The organism is Alcanivorax sp. HI0083 (assembly GCF_001635175.1).
On sequence record NZ_LWFX01001353.1, the window covers coordinates 1 to 17,992 of the forward strand.

The 17,992-nt window shown below is 57.1% G+C and carries 18 protein-coding genes, 1 tRNA gene and 1 rRNA gene; 11 read left to right on the plus strand and 9 right to left on the minus strand.

The window, feature by feature from the left end; translation table 11 throughout:
• The first annotated feature begins 173 nt into the window (after positions 1-173).
• Positions 174-289: ribosomal RNA gene (gene rrf / locus A3754_RS20255) — 5S ribosomal RNA — on the plus strand.
• 170 nt (positions 290-459) lie between these two features.
• On the plus strand, positions 460-999 hold the full coding sequence (locus A3754_RS20260) for a tyrosine-protein phosphatase (RefSeq protein ID WP_063521136.1): 540 nt from the start codon (positions 460-462) through the stop codon (positions 997-999).
• On the opposite strand, the gene yegS is transcribed toward A3754_RS20260, so the two are convergent.
• Complete coding sequence (gene yegS, locus A3754_RS20265) at positions 991-1,893, minus strand: lipid kinase YegS (RefSeq protein ID WP_063521137.1); 903 nt, start codon at positions 1,891-1,893, stop codon at positions 991-993. The two genes, A3754_RS20260 and yegS, sit on opposite strands and share 9 nt — an antisense overlap.
• A gap of 195 nt (positions 1,894-2,088) precedes the next feature.
• Here yegS and A3754_RS20270 point away from each other — a divergent pair, with 195 nt between their 5' ends.
• Positions 2,089-2,289 carry a DUF2061 domain-containing protein gene (locus A3754_RS20270; RefSeq protein ID WP_063521138.1) on the plus strand — a complete coding sequence of 67 codons (201 nt, stop codon included), beginning with the start codon at positions 2,089-2,091 and terminating at the stop codon, positions 2,287-2,289.
• 77 nt (positions 2,290-2,366) lie between these two features.
• The gene (locus A3754_RS20275) at positions 2,367-3,050 is read left to right on the plus strand and encodes a TetR/AcrR family transcriptional regulator (RefSeq protein WP_063521139.1); all 684 of its coding nucleotides are present in this window, start codon (positions 2,367-2,369) and stop codon (positions 3,048-3,050) included.
• 18 nt (positions 3,051-3,068) lie between these two features.
• Here A3754_RS20275 and A3754_RS20280 read toward each other — a convergent pair whose 3' ends face one another.
• From A3754_RS20280 to A3754_RS20305, 6 genes are all read right to left on the minus strand, one after another.
• On the minus strand, positions 3,069-3,860 hold the full coding sequence (locus A3754_RS20280) for a class I SAM-dependent methyltransferase (RefSeq protein ID WP_063521140.1): 792 nt from the start codon (positions 3,858-3,860) through the stop codon (positions 3,069-3,071).
• Positions 3,861-3,874: 14 nt separating this feature from the next.
• Positions 3,875-4,441, minus strand: a complete 567-nt coding sequence (locus A3754_RS20285) for a TetR/AcrR family transcriptional regulator (RefSeq protein WP_063521141.1) — start codon at positions 4,439-4,441, stop codon at positions 3,875-3,877.
• 11 nt (positions 4,442-4,452) lie between these two features.
• Positions 4,453-7,218 carry a valine--tRNA ligase gene (locus A3754_RS20290; protein ID WP_063521142.1) on the minus strand — a complete coding sequence of 922 codons (2,766 nt, stop codon included), beginning with the start codon at positions 7,216-7,218 and terminating at the stop codon, positions 4,453-4,455.
• Positions 7,219-7,382: 164 nt separating this feature from the next.
• Positions 7,383-7,772, minus strand: a complete 390-nt coding sequence (locus A3754_RS20295; protein WP_063521143.1) for a hypothetical protein — start codon at positions 7,770-7,772, stop codon at positions 7,383-7,385.
• Positions 7,773-7,792: 20 nt separating this feature from the next.
• A complete protein-coding gene (locus A3754_RS20300) occupies positions 7,793-8,212 on the minus strand; it encodes a DNA polymerase III subunit chi (protein WP_063521144.1) in 420 nt (139 codons plus the stop codon).
• Positions 8,213-8,282: 70 nt separating this feature from the next.
• Entirely contained in the window at positions 8,283-9,752 is a 1,470-nt protein-coding gene (locus A3754_RS20305; protein WP_063521145.1) for a leucyl aminopeptidase, read from the minus strand.
• A 264-nt stretch (positions 9,753-10,016) separates the two neighbouring features.
• Here A3754_RS20305 and lptF point away from each other — a divergent pair, with 264 nt between their 5' ends.
• The 5 genes from lptF to A3754_RS20330 all read left to right on the plus strand — a co-directional run bounded on the left by lptF (position 10,017) and on the right by A3754_RS20330 (position 14,394).
• Positions 10,017-11,135 carry an LPS export ABC transporter permease LptF gene (gene lptF / locus A3754_RS20310; RefSeq protein WP_255363147.1) on the plus strand — a complete coding sequence of 373 codons (1,119 nt, stop codon included), beginning with the start codon at positions 10,017-10,019 and terminating at the stop codon, positions 11,133-11,135.
• Complete coding sequence (lptG, locus tag A3754_RS20315; protein WP_063521147.1) at positions 11,132-12,193, plus strand: LPS export ABC transporter permease LptG; 1,062 nt, start codon at positions 11,132-11,134, stop codon at positions 12,191-12,193. Before lptF ends, lptG begins: the two co-directional genes overlap by 4 nt.
• A 1-nt stretch (position 12,194) precedes the next feature.
• Positions 12,195-12,899: a PP2C family serine/threonine-protein phosphatase gene (locus A3754_RS20320; RefSeq protein ID WP_063521148.1), complete on the plus strand. Its 705-nt coding sequence runs from the start codon at positions 12,195-12,197 to the stop codon at positions 12,897-12,899.
• Between the two features lie 48 nt (positions 12,900-12,947).
• Positions 12,948-13,034: transfer RNA gene (locus A3754_RS20325), tRNA-Leu, on the plus strand.
• Between the two features lie 160 nt (positions 13,035-13,194).
• A complete protein-coding gene (locus tag A3754_RS20330) occupies positions 13,195-14,394 on the plus strand; it encodes an integrase arm-type DNA-binding domain-containing protein (protein ID WP_063521149.1) in 1,200 nt (399 codons plus the stop codon).
• 128 nt (positions 14,395-14,522) lie between these two features.
• Here A3754_RS20330 and A3754_RS20335 read toward each other — a convergent pair whose 3' ends face one another.
• Positions 14,523-15,383: a hypothetical protein gene (locus A3754_RS20335; RefSeq protein ID WP_063521150.1), complete on the minus strand. Its 861-nt coding sequence runs from the start codon at positions 15,381-15,383 to the stop codon at positions 14,523-14,525.
• Between the two features lie 664 nt (positions 15,384-16,047).
• Between A3754_RS20335 and A3754_RS28870 the strand changes: the two genes are divergently transcribed.
• Both A3754_RS28870 and A3754_RS20345 read left to right on the plus strand, forming a co-directional pair.
• A complete protein-coding gene (locus tag A3754_RS28870) occupies positions 16,048-16,752 on the plus strand; it encodes an inovirus Gp2 family protein (RefSeq protein WP_063521151.1) in 705 nt (234 codons plus the stop codon).
• 65 nt (positions 16,753-16,817) lie between these two features.
• The gene (locus A3754_RS20345; protein WP_035460473.1) at positions 16,818-17,033 is read left to right on the plus strand and encodes an AlpA family transcriptional regulator; all 216 of its coding nucleotides are present in this window, start codon (positions 16,818-16,820) and stop codon (positions 17,031-17,033) included.
• On the opposite strand, the gene A3754_RS20350 is transcribed toward A3754_RS20345, so the two are convergent.
• Positions 17,030-17,938, minus strand: a complete 909-nt coding sequence (locus A3754_RS20350) for a YafY family protein (protein ID WP_063521152.1) — start codon at positions 17,936-17,938, stop codon at positions 17,030-17,032. The two genes, A3754_RS20345 and A3754_RS20350, sit on opposite strands and share 4 nt — an antisense overlap.
• Between the last annotated feature and the right edge of the window lie 54 nt (positions 17,939-17,992).

The following is a 17,992-nucleotide window of genomic DNA, read 5'->3' on the forward strand; positions in this document are numbered from 1 at the left end:
GCCAGGTAACGCAAAGATACGGTGTGAGAGATACTAACCTTGCAGTTGAATAGCAAACTTCTCGTTACCCAATTTGGCTTTGCCGGTGAGCAAGCAGTTCTACTTCGGTAGAGAACACCGGTAAGGCAACCTATTTGGTCATCCTGATTATTCAGGACAACCAAACCAGTTTGCCTGACGACCATAGAATGTTGGAACCACCTGATCCCATGCCGAACTCAGAAGTGAAACGACATATCGCCGATGGTAGTGTGGGGCTTCCCCATGTGAGAGTAGGTCATCGTCAGGCTCTTAAACCAAACAAAAAACCCCCGCCACGAAAGTGACGGGGGTTTTTTGTATTCAGGGTTTGGACATCCCTGCTCAACCCCGCGCTATTACATTCAACGCCTCCCTGTAATACGTTTGCCAAAAAGACCCGCCAGACTGCGCTGACGTTCAATGCTGCGGAGTCTTGCCATGTTGTTGTATACAGCTGTTGCTATCCCTTTTGTTGCCTTGTTCATTTATCGGTACCGCAAGCTGATGTATCACTTCCGCGTAGTGGAGTCCGGCAAGCTTTACCGTAGTGGTACTCTGGGGCCGGTTGGGTTACGTATCATGCACCGGGTGCTGAAAATCAACACTATCGTTAATTTGCGCCTGGAGTCTGAGTACAGCAAGAATGGGTGGTATGCACGGCAAGAGGCATACTGTCGTCGCCATGGGTTGAATCTGGTTAATATTCCAATGGCTCAGGACACTCCGCCAACAGAAGCGCAGATTCTGCAATTAATGGGGGAAATTGACCGCACGGGAAGCCGTTGCCTGGTGCACTGCGAGATGGGGGTTATCCGTACCGGCATGATGGTTGTGGCAGTAGCAACCCGCCGCTACGGGGTAAAGGATCTGGCGGTGTGGGAACACTTTCCCTTGTATGGCCACAAGCTGGATCAACGCCGGCAGAAAGTTCGCGAGTTTGTTCAGCGTTGTGGCGGCTCTCAGCAGGCATCAGCCTAACAGGGGGCTGCGCTCTGGCAGATACAGGCGCAATGCATTCGGAATGGCACGGATGCGAAAGGTGGTACTCTGTATGGGTTCGCCGTCCAGATTCAGGTTCATTGAGGTGGGGGTCTCAATGTGCATCTCACTGAGTCGGGTGCGTACAAAAAGGCCTTCCTGGCTTGGGTCTTGACGGGCCTCGCTGTCGAACAGTTCTTTTACGCCGGCGAGCAAGTCCATGTCGGCGGGCAAGATTGCCACATCGAACAGGCCATTATTAATCAGTGCATCGGGACATAACCGCTGTCCACCACCAGCTTGGCGGCCATTGCCCAGACCCAGGGCGAGGAATTCACCTTCCCATTCGAAGTCTTCACCCTTGAAGTGCCCTTTGGCTGATTCGATTTCCGGGAAGCGGGTTAGCCCGGTGAGCAGGTAGGCTGCACCACCAAGCATCTTTTTTAAATCTTCCGACGTCTGGGTCGTCACTTCTGTACCGAAACCGCCGGTAGCCATGTTGAGGAAATAATGGTCGTTAACCTGTATGACGTCGCAGGGCTGCGGAATATTCTCGAGCAAGGACAGGCTGGCTGCAGGTTCCACAGGGATCTCAGCAGCAGTCGCAAAATCGTTTGCTGTGCCGAGGGGGAGGATTGCCAGTTCCAGATCCTTTTGACCACTCTCCATCAACGCCTGGGTAATGTCGCGTACGGATCCGTCACCGCCCCCGGCAATGATGGTGGTAAAGCCGTTATTCAGCGCTTCGTGCACATAGCGTTTCGCGTCGCCGGCTTCCCAGGTGACTCGAACAGCCAGCTCATGGCCCTGATCACGCCAGTCCATAACCGCATCGCGAACTGCCTGATTAGCGGCTTGTTTGCCGTGGAGGATCAGTAAGGCTTTCTTGCTCATGATGTAAACCCTGTGGTTGGCGGATGCCATAGAGTAAAGCACTGCGCGTGACTGGCGCATGATTTAGGGGGCAAGTTAACAATCCTTGATAATCGCGTAGTGATAATGATTGCTATTAGCTATTGTTGAGATATGGGAATAGTATTTCTCTATAGGGATAGGGTTGGCGATGATAATCGAAAAGGAGGGCATGTTATGGCCAAGACAATCAGTTTTGGAGCAATGCATATTTCGGTGGCGTTTCTGGTCGTCTGGGCGATGACCGGTGACTGGCGTATCGGGGGTTTGACCGCGTTGGTGGAGCCATGCGTGAATACGGTGGCCTATCACTTTCACGAAAAGGTCTGGAAGCGCCACAGGAGTAGTGATGGGGTGAGCGGAACGGTCATGGCTTAGGATAAACTCGGTGTTTACTCTGTGATGACCGTTGGTTAAGCTACCGCAAAGTATACATTGTAAGGGGTATTTGTCAGGTGCAGACAGGAAGCAGTGACATTGATGCGATTCGCCAGGTGGTGAATCAGGTGTTGGAAGTGCATGCCCGCGAAGAAGGGGGGCAACGCTCCCAGGCGCGGGCGGAGATCCTGATCCATTCCATGCAGGTTTTTGCCCAGCGCGGGTTGCAGCGCACGACAGTTCAACACCTGCTGGATGCTTCTGACGTGTCACGCCGTACTTTCTACAAGTACTTCCGCAACAAGATGGATGTGCTGGAAAGCATTTACCGTATTTTTGTGGATAACATGCTGCTGCACTTCCACAAAGAGGTGAAGCAGGCATCGTCTGCCAATGACATCATCCGCAACACTACCAAGGTGTATTTCGATTACCACGTGAGTATGGGGCCGGTGATCAAGCTGATGATGGAAGAGGCTCGCTCTTCTGATTCAGCCCTTGCGCCACACCGTACTCGCGCACAAACCCTGGCATCGGAAGTGCTTGCGGTACAGATTAACCGCTTTACCGGCAAGAACTACGAACCACTGGTTTTTCTGACCATGCTCTGGATGCTGGAAAACTACTCGTTGTACATCTTCGAGGACGGAGGCTTTTCCCAGGAGCGGCTGGACCAGTGTTTGCGCGTGGCGGTGGGGGTGGCTGAATCCCTGGTGCTGGGTGAGGTTACGCCGGGCATGCTGGAGCGCCCGGCGTCGTGAGGTTTCTGTCGGGCCGGGTTACTCCGGCTTGACGAATTTGAGTGTCATTCGGTCGCTCTCCCCGATCGCTTCATAAGTGTCCCGGTCCTTGTCGCCGAGCCTCAGGCTGGGGGGGAGAGTCCAGACCCCGGCAGGATGGTTGGCCTGATCCTTGGGGTTGGCGTTAATTTCCGATTGATCTACCAGTTTGAACCCGGCCTGTTCGGCCTGGGCAATCACATACCCTTCGCTCATGTATCCCGTTTCGATCTGCCTTTCCAGTGGCCGCACTTCCGGTGCGCGATGCTCAACCACGCCGAGAATGCCGCCGGGTTTAAGGGCCTGGTAAAAGCTGGCAAACACGGCTTCGGTCTTGCCGGCCTTGGCCCAGTTATGCACGTTGCGAAAGGTTAGAACGCGGTCTACTGTGCCCGCCGGGGCGATAACGGTGTAGCTGGGAGGGTTGAGCGCGGTGACGCGGACGTGATCGTAGATCTCCGGGTGTTCTGCCAGTTTGGCCTTGAACTGGGTCACGGACCGGCGGTAGAAAGGGATGTCGCTGTCTTCAGGGAAGTGGGCGGCGTAATAAGTGCCAGACTTGTAAAGCCAGGGCGCCAGAATCGACGTGTACCAGCCGCCACCGGGCCATATTTCCACCACAGTCATGTCCTTTTGGACATCGAAGAAATTCAGGGTTGCTACCGGATGGCGGTATTCGTCACGGGCTTTTTCCTGCGGGGTGCGGTGGGGGGCATCGGTCAGCTGACTCAGTGTTCCTGCGTGAATCAGGGTGGTGGAAAGCAACGCGGTGAAGATAACCATAAGGCGCATGATCTCGACTCTTCCTATCTGAGGCCGCGGATCAACACCTTCATGTAGTCTGCGGCTTGTTGTTCCAGGCTGCCCTCTCCTGTGAGGGCCCATGTATACGTGGTTCCGGTGACAAGGTTTACCATCATCAGAATCGTATCGCGAGTGGGAAGGGCAACGAAATAGCCGTCTTTGCGCAGCTCATTGAAAAACGCGTCAGCCAGCGGGAGGTTTTGTTCCATCAGGGCCAGGTACTGGCGCTGGATGTCGCCCATGAAATCACCTGCCTCCTGAATCAGTACCCGGGAAAAATCCTGATTCTGTTCCAGGTAGCGTGCCACTGCACGGCACAGGCTTTCGAGGCGCTCCAGTGGGGGCGAGACGCTGATCAGTTCGGAGAGGATCAGGTCGCGTATGGTATTCAGGTTTTCCTTCACAATGGTTAGCAGCAAGGCTTCCTTGGAAGGAAAGAATTTATAGATGGTGGCCTTGCCCACGCCGGCCCGCTCGGCGATGGTTTTCACCTCTGCACTGCGGAAGCCTTCGCTGGCGAAGACTTCCTGGGCGCAGGTGAGTATGCGGGCGCGGCGGGGATCATCCATGATGGCCGTCCTTACAGGTATTTGATTTTTTCCAGCTGCTCTTCGAGCTTGGCGAGCTGGGAGCGGTAGTCGTCCAGCTTGGCTTTTTCCTTGTCCACCACGGCTTGGGGGGCCTTGTCGACAAACTTGGGGTTCTTCAGCTTGCCTTCTGCGCGGCCCACTTCCTTGCGCAGCTTGTCGGTCTCTTTGGACAAGCGTTCGATCTCCGCTTCCTTGTCGATCAGCCCGGCCATGGGTACCAAAATCTCCATGTCGCCTACCAACGCGGTGGCGGAGGCAGGGGCGGAGTCTTCCGCTGCCAGCCAGGTAATGGATTCCAGTTTGGCCAGTTTACTCAGGAAGACGCGGTTGGCGTCCAGCAGGGCCTGGTCGGAGTCTTTGCCGTTATGCAGATAAATTGGCAACGCCTTGCCTAGCGGGATGCCCATCTCGCCGCGGATGTTGCGCACTGCAGTGATAACGGCCTTGACCCATTCCGCGCCGGTTTCCGCCTCTTCATCAATCTTGCTGGCGTCGCTGGCCGGGAAGGCTTGCAGCATGAGGGTGTTCCCGCTCTTGCCAGCCATGGGGCCAATCTTCTGCCAGATTTCTTCAGTGATGAAAGGCATGAAAGGATGGGCCAGGCGCAGAATGGCTTCCAGCACCGTGACCAGAGTGCGGCGGGTACCACGTTTCTGGGCAGCGGAGTACTCGTCACCCCAGAGCACTGGCTTGGAAAGCTCCAGATACCAGTCACAGTATTCATTCCAGATGAATTCATAGGCGGCATGGCTGGCCACGTCGAAACGGAAGTTGTCCAGTGCGTCGCTGACTTCCTGCTCGGCCCGTTGCAGGGTCGAGATAATCCAGCGGTCCGCCAGGGACAGCTCAATGTCGCTGTCAGCAGCGACGCCACAATCTTCCCCTTCGGTGTTCATCATCACATAGCGGGCGGCGTTCCAGATCTTGTTGCAGAAGTTCCGGTAGCCCTCGATGCGGCCCATGTCCCACTTGATGTCGCGGCCGGTGGAGGCCAGTGACAGGAAGGTAAAACGCAGGGCATCGGTGCCGTAGGCATTGATGCCGTCGGGGAAATCCTTGTGGGTGCGCTTGGTGATCTGCTTTTCCTTCTGCGGCTGCATCAGCCCCTTGGTGCGCTTTTCTACCAGTTCTTCCAGCTTGATGCCGTCGATCATGTCCAGCGGGTCGAGCACGTTGCCCTTGGACTTGGACATTTTCTGCCCGTCGTTGTCACGCACCAGGCCGTGTACATAGACCTTCTTGAAGGGCACCTCGCCGGTGAACTTCAGGGTCATCATGATCATCCGGGCCACCCAGAAGAAAATGATGTCGAAGCCGGTGACCAGCACATCGGTGGGGTGGAAGGTGCGCAGCATTTCCTCGTCGTCCGGCCAGCCCAGGGTGGAGAAGGTCCACAGGGCGGAGCTGAACCAGGTGTCGAGCACGTCGTCGTCCTGGCTCAGGGGGATGTCGCCCAGGTTGTTGTCGGCACGGACTTCTTCTTCCGTACGGCCCACATAGACATTGCCGTCAGCGTCGTACCAGGCCGGGATGCGGTGGCCCCACCACAGCTGGCGGGAAATACACCAGTCCTGCAGGTCACGCATCCACGAGAAGTACATATTTTCGTAGTTCTTGGGCACAAACTGGATGTCGCCGTTTTCCACCGCAGCGATGGCAGGCTTGGCCAGCTCTTCCACGGCCACGAACCACTGGTCGGTGAGGTAGGGTTCGATGACAACGCCGGAGCGGTCGCCACGGGGCACCTGCAGGGTGTGGTCAGCGACTTTTTCCAGCAGGCCCAGGGCGTCCAGATCGTCGACCACCTTCTTGCGTGCATCCACACGGTCCATGCCGCGATAGGCTTCCGGCACTTCGTCATTCAGCGCTGCATCAATGGTCAAGATGTTGATCATCGGCAGGTCGTGACGCTTGCCCACTTCATAGTCGTTGAAGTCATGGGCCGGGGTGATCTTCACACAGCCTGAGCCGAAGTCCGGGTCCACGTAATCGTCGGCGATGATGGGGATGTCGCGATCAGCCAGTGGCAGGCGAATGGTCTTGCCGATCATGTCCTTGTAGCGCGGGTCTTCCGGGTGCACGGCCACGGCGGTATCGCCGAGCATGGTCTCCGGGCGGGTGGTGGCGACCACCAGGTGGCCGGAGCCATCAGACAGCGGATAGCGGAAGTGCCACATGTGGCCCTGTTCTTCCACGTTCTCCACTTCCAGGTCGGAGATGGCGGTGTGCAGGGCAGGATCCCAGTTGACCAGCCGCTTGCCGCGGTAGATCAGGCCTTCCTTGTGCAGGCGCACAAAGACTTCGCGCACGGCGTTGGAGAGGCCGTCGTCCATGGTGAAGCGCTCGCGGGTCCAGTCCACGCTGGCGCCCATGCGGCGTAGCTGGCGGGTAATGGTGCCGCCGGATTCGCCTTTCCACTCCCAGACTTTCTCAAGGAATTTCTCACGGCCCAACTCGTGGCGGTTGGTGCCTTCGCCGGCCAGTTTGCGTTCCACCACCATCTGGGTGGCGATGCCGGCATGGTCGGTGCCCACCTGCCACAGGGTGTTGCGGCCCTGCATGCGGCGGTAGCGCACCAGGGTGTCCATGATGGTGTCCTGGAAGGCGTGACCCATGTGCAGGCTGCCGGTCACATTGGGGGGCGGGATCATGATGCAGAAGGAATCACCCTGGCCGCTCGGCTTGAAATGACCGGCCTTTTCCCAGTGTTCATACCAGGATTGCTCGATGCGATCGGGTTGGTAGGTTTTGTCCATGATCACCGCTTCTAAACAAGAAAAAATGAGGGCGAATTATAGCGAAGCGGGGCGGGTTCGTCGCGGGTTGTGAGAAAACGCCTGGCACTGGGCACCGGATGCCTGGCGAGGCAAACAGAAACGGCGGCTCACTTTCACAAAGGCATCTGGGCTGAGGAGGTGAGTCAGGCTTTCCGGCGCAGGGCCGCGCGCAGCTTCAGGCGCAGGGCCTTTTCGAGCTTGGGCAGGGCCTCGGCCACCAGTTCGTCAATGGCGGCGTCGATATCGCTGTTGGTCAGCGTCGGGCGCGGTGCCGGCGCTTGCTGTGGGGCAGGTGTGGGCACGGACGGTGCTGGCGACGCTTGCGGGTTGCCTGGTTCTGGGTGGCCAGACAGGAATGGATTGGCCCGTTCGCTGGCGAGCTGCCGGATCCGCTGAGGGTCCGGAGCTGAGGTGTCTGCTGAGGGTTTCAGCAGGGGCGGCTGAGTCGGGCTGTCAGCATCATCTAGCAGCGACTGGACATCATCCAGTTCCTTGAGTAGCGCGTGTTTTGCCGTCTCCTTGTTGTTGCTCATCGCCGTGTCGCTCGCAGTGGTCAGCCCAGTTCATGAGTGGTAACGGGAAAGCCCCGGTCCCGATAGAAGCGGAAGCGTTCGCGCCCCTTTTGTCGTTCGGTCTCGGCGCCGCTGATCATTTCGGCCACCCGCTGGAAACGGGACGAAAAGTCCGGCACCTGGTCGGTGAGGTTGATCAGCACATCGTGATGATGGCCGGGGTCGTCGCCGAACCCGAGCAATACCGGTGCCTGGCCTTCACCGCCCAGGGCGTGGGGCAAGAAACCTGTTGCAGGAGATTGCCAGAATTGCGCGTCCACTTGCCGTGCATGGGCCTCATTCTGGCAATGCACATAGACCTGGCGGCCCTGTTTCAATGCTTTATCGGCAATCCGCCAGGCCAGCGCCTGGCGCACACCGTCTCCGGCCTTGCTGCTGAGATAGAAAGTGACTTCGGTCATGGCAATAAGCCTGACGCTCGACGCCGGACGCCTGACGCGGGTGGTTTTGTCAGGCGTTTGGCATCAAGCATCAGGCGTTGTCCATCAAATAGCGGGTGAGCATGGGCACAGGGCGGCCGGTGGCACCTTTGTTCATGCCACCGCTGACCCAGGCGGTGCCAGCGATGTCCAGATGCGCCCATTTCACGTCTTTGGTGAAGCGGGACAGGAAGCACGCGGCGGTGATGGAGCCGGCCTTGGGGCCGCCGATGTTCTGCATGTCAGCGAAGGGACTGTCCAGCTGGCTTTGGTACTCGTCCCACAGGGGCATGGGCCAGCCGCGGTCGCCGGTTTCCTTGCCCGCGGTGAGCAGGGCTTCGCTGAGTGCATCATCGTTGGCGTAAACCGCCTGGGCATGGGCGCCCAGTGCCACCACGCAGGCGCCGGTGAGTGTGGCGATGTCGATGACGGTATGTGGCTTGTGTTTCTGCTGCACATAGGTCAGCGCATCACACAGCACCAGACGGCCTTCTGCATCGGTGTTGAGGATCTCCACGGTCTGCCCGGACAGGGTCTTGACGATGTCCCCGGGGCGGGCGGCCCGCCCGTCCGGCATGTTTTCTGCGGCGGCCACGACGGCGACCAGATGGATCGGCAGGCCCAACTCACACACGGTCTTTACGGAGCCGAAAACGCTGGCGGCACCGCCCATGTCGTATTTCATTTCATCCATGGTGGCACCGGGTTTCAGGGAGATGCCACCGGTGTCGAAGGTGATGCCTTTGCCGACCAGTGCCACGGGGCCTTGTTTGGTCGGTTTGGCGCCTTTGTACTCCATCACAATGATCTGGCCCTGGCGTTCGGACCCTTTGGCCACCGCATGGAAGGCGCCCATGCCCATTTTTTCCGCCTGTGCCTGGCTCAGCACTTTCACGGTAAGTTTTTCGTAGTCCTTGGCCATGTCGCGGGCCACGCCGCTCAGGTATTCCGGGTAGCAGTCATTGGGGGGCAGGTTGCCCAGATCCCGGGCCAGATTGACCCCAACACCGACCGCCTTGCCGGTTTTGTGTGCCTTGGCAAGCGCAGGTTCTTTACCCGCGTGACAAAAGGTCAGTTTGGCCAGTTTGCTGGCCGGTGCCGGATTGCTGCGGTAGGCGTCGAAACGGTAGGTGTTTTCTTCCACTACCCGACTGCCTTCGCGAACTTGCCATTCCTGTGTTTGGGGCAGGGAGTTATCCAACAGCCACAGGGCCTGTTTCACCGGGGCGGCGGTCAGGGCTTTGGTCGTTTTTTGTACCAGGGAGAGCCAGCCCTGGTCACTAAGCGGGCTATCGCCGGTGCCGACCAGCAGCAGGCGGGCCGCGTTGGCGCCAGCGGGAGTATGCAGCCAACTCATTTGACCTTTGCTTGCGCTGAAATCGCCGGCCTTCATGAACTGGGCAATGTGTTCGCGGGTGCTGTCGGGCAGGGCTTCGGGAAGATCATTTTTCTTGCTCAGCAGTACGACCAGGGCGTCTGCCTTGCTTTTTTCCAGGGGCTTGTTGCTTACTGCGAAGTCCATGCTGTCTCCAGATCAAGAAAAGGGTGGGGCGCGGTTCACCCGATAAATAAAGGAAATAGTGGGCCGTCACGCGCGGAAACGCAATCCGTTCAGCGCTATCTACCGGTGGCCTTGTTCACACGGGATTATCACCTTGGTCGAGCACTCAGTTACACTAGGTGGCATTCACTGCTGCCGCAGGCGTTTTTGCCCGGCGGTGTGTGCCGGGCTGTGGGTTATTCACCTGCCGTTATTGTGCCCGGTGCGTTTTGCAGACAGCAATGAGTGGGCCTGCCCTTGATTCTTCATCGATATATTAACCGGCAAGTGTTCATGACCACGGTACTGGTCACCTTTATTCTGGTGATGGTGCTGGTCAGTGGGCGCTTTATCAAATACCTGGCGGAAGCCGCGGCCGGTGAAATTGCCGCCGATGCCTTGTTCCTGGTGATGGCGTTCCGCATGCCGGAATTCCTGCAGATGATCGTTCCTCTGAGCTTGTACATCGCCTTGCTGCTGGTGCTGGGGCGCATGCACATGGACAACGAAATGGTGGTGCTGCAGGCCGGCGGCCAGGGTAACGGCCGGGTGGTGCGTTCGCTGGCGGTGCCCATCTTGATGGCCACCACTCTGGTGGGCATGTTTTCTCTCTACGTCACGCCGCGCGGGGATGCAGAGGTGAACCGGATTTTTGAGGAGCAGAAGGACCGGTCGGTGCTGGAACTGCTTACGCCGGGACGGTTTCACGTCAAAGGCTCCAGCGACTCCCAGCGCGCGACCTATGCGGAACACTTGAACCGGGAAAAGGGTGTTCTGGAAAATGTCTTCGTGGCCGATGCCCGTTTTGAAAGCCAGGGCGAGGCCGGCCGCTTGCTCACCGTCTGGGCGAAAAGCGGCAAGCTGGTGGTGGAAGAAGGCATCAGTTACCTGCTGCTGACGGACGGTTTCCAGTATCAGGGCAAGCCGGGCCAGCTGGACTACAAGGAAGTGGGCTTCAAGGAAGCCCGAGTGCGTATTGGTGGCGAAAAAACCGATAGTCGCCCCCCCAAAGTGCGGGGGCGCTCTACCCAGGAGCTGGTGGATCAGCGAGCCGACAACAAGGCGGCGCTGGCGGAGCTGCAGTGGCGCCTCTCGCTGATTCTCACCGTGCCGATCATGGCGCTGGCGGCGATTCCGCTGGCGCGGGTCAATCCGCGGCAAGGCCGCTTTTATCGTCTTATTCCCGCGGTACTGGGTTATATGTTGTACGTGGGCATGTTGTTGGTATGTCGCAGCGCCATTGAAGACCATAAAGGGGCGCTGCCCTGGTACCTGAGCATGATCTGGATCCACCTGAGCGCTGGGGCGGTGGTCTTTCTGCTCTACTTTGGCCGGCGCCTGTTCCGGCGGAGGGCGCGCTCATGAGATTGCTCAAGCGCTACTTCTGGCGGGCGGTGATGATCCCGACTCTGGCCATACTGTTTATTATTGTCGGGCTGGATTGTCTGTTCGGCTTTGTTTATGAGCTGGAGTTTCTCCGCGGCAATTATCAGGTCATGGAAGCGCTACAGTTTATCCTGACTACCACGCCGCGACGCTTTTACGAGTACATGCCCATGGCCATTTTGCTGGGCACCCTGATTGGTCTGGGGCTGCTGGCCAATAGCGGTGAGCTGTCGGTGATTCGTGCGGCTGGGGTTTCCACCCTGAAAGTGAGCTGGCTGGTACTGCGCCCGGTATTGATGCTGATCATCCTGTCGATTCCCCTGGGTGAATACCTGACGCCTTACAGCGAGCAGGTGGCGCAGAGTAACCGTTCCATGGCTGAGGGGGGCGGTGAAGCGTTGCGCTCCAAGTACGGCTACTGGCATCGGGAAGGGCCGGAATTTATTCATATCAATGCGGTGCAGCCCAATGGCGTGCTGCACGGTTTGACCCGCTATCGCTTCAGTGATGGCCAGAAACTGACAGAAACCCAATATGTGGAGCGGGCGATCTATCAAGGGGATTTCTGGTCGCTGGAGGGTATCCACGGCACCCGGCTGTTCGAGGATCACGCTGAAACCTACCAGCAAGATCAGGGCGAATGGCAAACAGAACTGACGCCGCAGTTGCTCAGCATCGTGGTGCTCAAGCCGGACAATCTGGCGCTGGTCAAGCTGCTGGAATATACCCGTTACCTGCAGCGTCAGGGTCTGGAAACCGCAGACTATATGCTTAGCTTCTGGCAGAAACTGTTCATGCCGCTGGCGACCATTGGCATGGTGCTGATCGCCATCTCCTTTGTGTTCGGCCCCTTGCGGGAAGTGACCATGGGCCTGCGGCTGACGGCGGGTATCGTCGCCGGGTTGATCTTCCATTACGGCCAGCAATTCTTCGGCCAGTTGTCGCTGGTCTTCCATACTGACCCGCTTCTGGCTGCCATCCTGCCGCCGTCCCTGTGTCTGGTGCTGGGTATCTGGCTACTGCAGCGAGTGCGATGAGATGAGCTGCTGGCGGGGGCAGGGACGCACCCATGCAGGCCGCCGGTCGGCCAATGAAGACGCGCTGGTGTGCCGTGACGGCGAGGGCCTGTGGGCCGTTATTGATGGCATGGGCGGGCATGATGCCGGCGACCTTGCCGCCACCATGATCCGTCATGCACTGGAAAATCTTGCCCTCGGGGGCGGTATTGCCCACCGGTTGCTGGCGGTGGATGCCGCCCTGCAAAGCGCCAACCATGCCATCCGTCATCACGCCGCCATGCACCTGGGAAGCAAGCCCATGGGGGCGACGGTTGTCGTGCTGCTGATTCACGATGGCGAGGCTGGGGTGCTGTGGGCCGGCGATGCCCGGCTTTACCGGCATGATCCGTCGCGCACCAGTGCCATCACCAAGGACCACACCCCTGTGCAGGCACTGGTGGACGCAGGCGAGATCAACGAAGAAGAGGCCATGTGCCATCCCCGTAGCCACGTGATTTATCAGGCCATTGGTAATGGCGACAAGCTGAAACTGGAACAAATCCGGTTTGCGGTAGAGGCTGGCCAGCAATTCCTGCTGACCACCGATGGCGTGCATTCTGTGCTGCGGTTGCCTGAAATACATCAATTGCTGGCCGAGGGTGCCAGCGAGTCCGCCATTCTCAAGGCGGCTTTGAATGCGGGTAGCCGGGATAACGTGACCACGATCAAAATTGCTTTCGGTTAACGTAAAGGCTGGAAAAGCCGTGAAGGGCTGGTATACTCGCGCCCCACTGCCAGAGTGGTGGAATTGGTAGACACGACGGATTCAAAATCCGTTGCCTTCACGGGCGTGCCGGTTCAAGTCCGGCCTCTGGTACCAAATGACGGTCCGGCAGCATCCGAAGAGCTCCTCGAAAGCTTTAAAAACAGCAAGTTATCGATGAGTTTCTTCCGCTGCCGTCCGACAAGGTTTGTTGACATCTGGCCCCACCTGGGGCCAACTTTGGGGCCAACTCCACAGCCCAAAGCCGGCGAAAGCCATGGAAACCAACAAACTCAGCGACGTCAAAATCCGCGCAGCAAAGCCCCAAGACAAGCTCTACAGCATCTCCGATGGCGAGGGCATGTTCCTGGAGATCTCTCCCAAAGGCGGCAAATGGTGGCGCTTCAAATACCGCTTCAACGGTAAGCAAAAGCGCCTCTCTCTTGGCACCTACCCCAGCACAAGTCTGAAAGCAGCCCGAGACAAGCGGCAGCAAGCCCGAGAGCTGCTGGCATCTGGCGTTGACCCCGGTGATCAGCGTAAAGCCGATAAGATGGCCACAGAGACTGCCTTGCGCAATACCTTTGCCGGGGTGGCGGAAGAGTGGGCACAGAACAAGGTGAGTAGCGAGAAGTGGACGCCGACAACGGAGAGGAAGCGGCGCATCTGGCTGGATAATGGCCTCCTTCCATTCCTGGGCAGCCGGCCCATTTCTGAAATCACCACGGCTGAGCTGTGGAATGTGCTTCAGCGTACCCAAAAGACCAGTGGCTATACCGCCAATCGCTTGAGGGGGATGGCCTCCGAGATCTTCAACTTTGCCATGGCGACCGGTCGTGCCGATAACAATCCCGCCTTGCCTCTTCAGGGGCAGATTGCCGTTAAGAAAGAAAAGCACCGCCTGGCGATTCTGGAGCCAGAGGAAGTCGGCAAGATGCTTCGGGCCATTGATGCCTGTCAGGCAGCAGCCACCACCAAAGCCGCGGCCCGGTTGGCTCCGCTGGTATTCGTCCGGCCTGGCGAATTGCGTCATGCCGAATGGTCAGAAATTGACCTGAAGAAGGCCCTTTGGAGCATTCCTGCAGAGAAAATGAAGATGCGGGAGCCCCACGTAGTCCCCCTGTCTCGCCAGGCTGTCGCGATCCTCCAGGAAATCCAGCCGCTCACCGGGAATTGCCGCTATGTTTTCGAGGGCACTAAGCCGGGGGAGCCGATCAGTGACAATACCCTCAACAAGCTACTGAAAACCCTTGGTTACAAGGGAAGGATGACCCAGCACGGATGGCGCGCCATTGCCCGTACCCTGCTTGATGAAGTCCTGGACGTCCGGGTGGACTGGATCGAGCACCAGCTTGCTCACTCCGTCAGGGACGCCAACGGTCGGGCCTATAACCGTACTTCGCACCTGGAGGGTCGTGTGGGGATGATGCAGCAGTGGGCGGATTACCTGGATGATTTGAAGGCCAAGAAGGCTTGATGTGGCGGGTGTGAGCTGGCCCTTATGGGTTGGGGTCTTGTTATGGTTGTCGAAAAGAAGGTTGGGCCGACCGTCCGTGGTCGGCCGTATGTCCGCCGAGGCGAGGTGTGTATGCCTGCTGTTTTGTCTTAGTTGGCATCGGCTGGTTTTTGCTCGTTTGCCTCCTGAATGAGCACCTCAACGACTTCGTGCGGCTTCATGCTCCATTCCTCAGAAAGAGCACTGAGCTTGTCTCGGGTGTCCTTGGTTAGCGGCATATAATGCTGCTTCTTGGCCTTGCCTGAATCGCGATACTTCTTCTGGCTCCAGGTCTTCTTCATCTTCTCTTGGAATAGTTGTTTCTCGGCAGGGTGGCCGTATGACATATCGTCTAGCGTGGCGAGTATGCAGGCCAGGAGGTCTTTGTTGTCTATGGGGCTGGGAAGCGGAGCGGCTACCTGCTGCTTGATTAAGTAGCTCCAGGCCCACTTCAGTTGTGCTGAGTCTTTTGGGTTGATCCATTGTGTTTCATGGTCTGGGGTGCGGATACTTGCCCATTCAGTTCTTCTCTCGTTTATAAAGGCTTGCTTGTTCTCGATGGTTTCCTCCCAGAGGTCCAGGGTGAGAATGATTGCGTCTTTTCTTTCCTCTCTAGGAGTTTGGTCAACGGAGATTGGTTGGTAGCCAGAAGGCTGCCTGGCCAGATGTTGTGTTTGGGAAAGAAGCCAGACGAGCAGGCGGTCGCCGTCTGAATCCATCCATTCAAGCCATTTTGCGTCAAGGAGTTGGCTCTCTTTCTTGTTAAGGAGGCCTTGGATGAGTTCCTCTGGATGGTTGTGTGAGTTGATCGTGCTGGCCAGAACGCCAGGGCGCTCAGTTTTGGGAACATCTGCTTCGTTAGGTAGTCGTGCGCCTTGAAAAATCAATGTCCTCCATAGCCAGCGGAGTTCGCGTTCACTGAATTTGTTTAGCGGGGAGGGAAGTGCTGAGTTGCCGAACTTGTATAGCATAACGTTGTTCCGTGACATGTTGATCTACAATGTAGATTGTCACATAGGGAATTGTTGTTCAATGGTTTGTGTGGTTTGTGGCGATAATTTTGTAGAGAGGCGCGTCGAGTCTTCGTCGAAGAATTGGTAGAGTCCACCGTAGAATTGTCCGTGGACGTAGGCTGCTTTTGGCTAAGAGGCTGTTATTGAAGAGATAATTCTATCTTCTGATCTTACTCCTCGAGCAACTTCTGTCAATGGCAAGTCGCCGCCGTTGCCATTGGGGCTAAAGCTACCAAGAGGCAAGGTCGAGTGCTTCGAGAAGGGTCGACCGGCAGCCGTAGATAGCCATCGTGTAACTGTGGGGCAGGTCTTCAGGTTCTGTGATTGGGGAGGGTGATAAATGATGAAACTTTGTTCAGTGGCCTGTTGGGGGGTTGACCTAACTTGGGAGTGGATTTGAGATAGGGTCCTAGGACTGTTGTGGCTTGGGCTGCTTTTCGGTCCCGGTAATAGTATTGATAGAAGGGGTTAAAGAGGGTTCTCTACCCTCTGATTCATATCACATACAAGTATGATCAAAATACCAGTAAGTAATTGATAGATAAGACCTACATAGTCATGTCTGGTTAATTAATACACACCAGCTAATTCCTATGGATTCATTACATTCAAGGAGTTAGCAATGAGACGTCGTCACCCAGACAATACCCACCTGACTTACCACCACTCAGGCCCCTGGAACGGATATGAGGTTCAACTACAGAGAGGGCCATTATTCATTCCATACCTGGAGCGTATCCACCAGACCATGCATCGAGCTATCCATAGTCAGGCAAGCACTATGGCAGTGAGGGTAGATCTCAATCTTCCTGAAAATGGGTATGTACAATCTGGGGATTGGTTTGGTTCCTTCATTCGGTCTCTAAAAGAACAGGTGGATGCGGAGCTGGAGCGACGTAAACGCGAGGGTCGATGGGTGCCTGATTGTAAATTGGGTTACATAGGCGTCGAGGAGAAGGTAGGAGGTCAGCAGGTTCATTATCATGCCTGCTTGTTCCTGAATGGTGAGATCTATCGTGGGCTAGGCGAGTTTCCCACAGGGAGGGGCTTCGATCCGGATGTGCTGGGAGATCCACGGGCTGAGCGGGCAGATAGCCTGGCTAAAAAGATTGTTATGGCTTGGGCCAGGGCATTGGGAATGACCATGAGAGAAGCGGCTGGCTTGGTGCATTTCCCTACAGGAGGGGTGTACCGGCTGAGGCGTAGTAGCGCGGGATTCGAAGCGACTGAAGCTGGGCTGTTTAATCGGCTGAGCTACCTAGCGAAGGCGCAGAGCAAAAGGTTCGGCAGAGGAGGCCGAAATATTCGCTATAGTCGGGCTGGTTAGCGCCAGAGGGCATCTGGCCGTTTTTTACAGCCATGGCTCATCTCATGAGCAGAAGGAGATATCTCATGAGAATCATTCGATTGAAAGAAGTCATGGAAACTACAGGTCTGGGCCGATCATCCATCTATAAGTACGCCCAAGAGGGCTCATTCCCGAAACCCGTGAGCCTGGGAGGGCGCTCATCGGGCTGGGTGCTGGATGAAGTGGAGGAGTGGGTGATCGAACAGATTGCCAAGCGGGATCAGCGTTTAGAAGAGGAGGGCATGCGGGCTGGCGGTTAGCCGGCCCCCCACAGCCAACCTTTAACCTCATCCTCGTTGGCCAGTACCACCTGCTGGGCCTCCGGGTCTCGGTGTCGCGACCCATCTAGTCTAAGCAGTTGCACAATGTAATTGGCCATGGCAGCCCGACACTCAATAGTCAGCGCTCCATCGGTCATGTCGTAATCCCGCGCAACCACGTCCTGTTGAGCCACAGAGAGGCGAGGATCCGGGGTGACATGCAGAATGAGTCGTTCTTGCCACGCATGATCATCCTGCTCAGTGTGGTGTTCGCTTTGTTCGGTGAATTCGGTGAATTCGGTGAATTCGGGTTCATCCTGAATCCGGCTTAATACGAAATCCCGGTAGTCGCTACTCTTCTCGCACCAGGCCCGGGCATGCCAGCGCATGCCATTGTGTGCCACGGTGTGAGGTTGAATGATGCGGGATTCCGGCTCCGGGTTGCTCAAGGAAGTGTACTGGATTTCCACGCGTAGTTTGTCCCGGCAGGCCTGGAGAATCGGGCACAGCACACTGGGGCGTAGGTCACGAGAAGGAGGAAGCAGCACTTCGGTATTGAGTTCGCGCACATCCAGGGTCTCAAAGGCACAACTGAGATCCTCCCGGGAATGCATCATCTGCAGGTACTCATCCGCCACGCCCCTTGTGAATACGGGCTTGAAGGTGCTGGCGGGCTTGTACCCCTTCAGGGAACGGTCGTATTCCAGGTTGCCGGGCGCATATTCCCCCAGGTACTGATTGATGTCCTTACTGGCCTGCTGCCGGCCAATGCCAAACGCCCGCTGAAGATGGTTAGTGGTCAGCCGCCCCTCCCAAAGGGAGATCACCTCAATCAACCGATAGCGCAATAACAGATCCCAGCGCAGCGGCCAGTCCGCTGCGTTTTTGCCCGCAACCCGTGCCATGGATGTGCTCCAAAAAGCGATATATGCCAAAAGGCGACGTGTACGAGTCGCCAG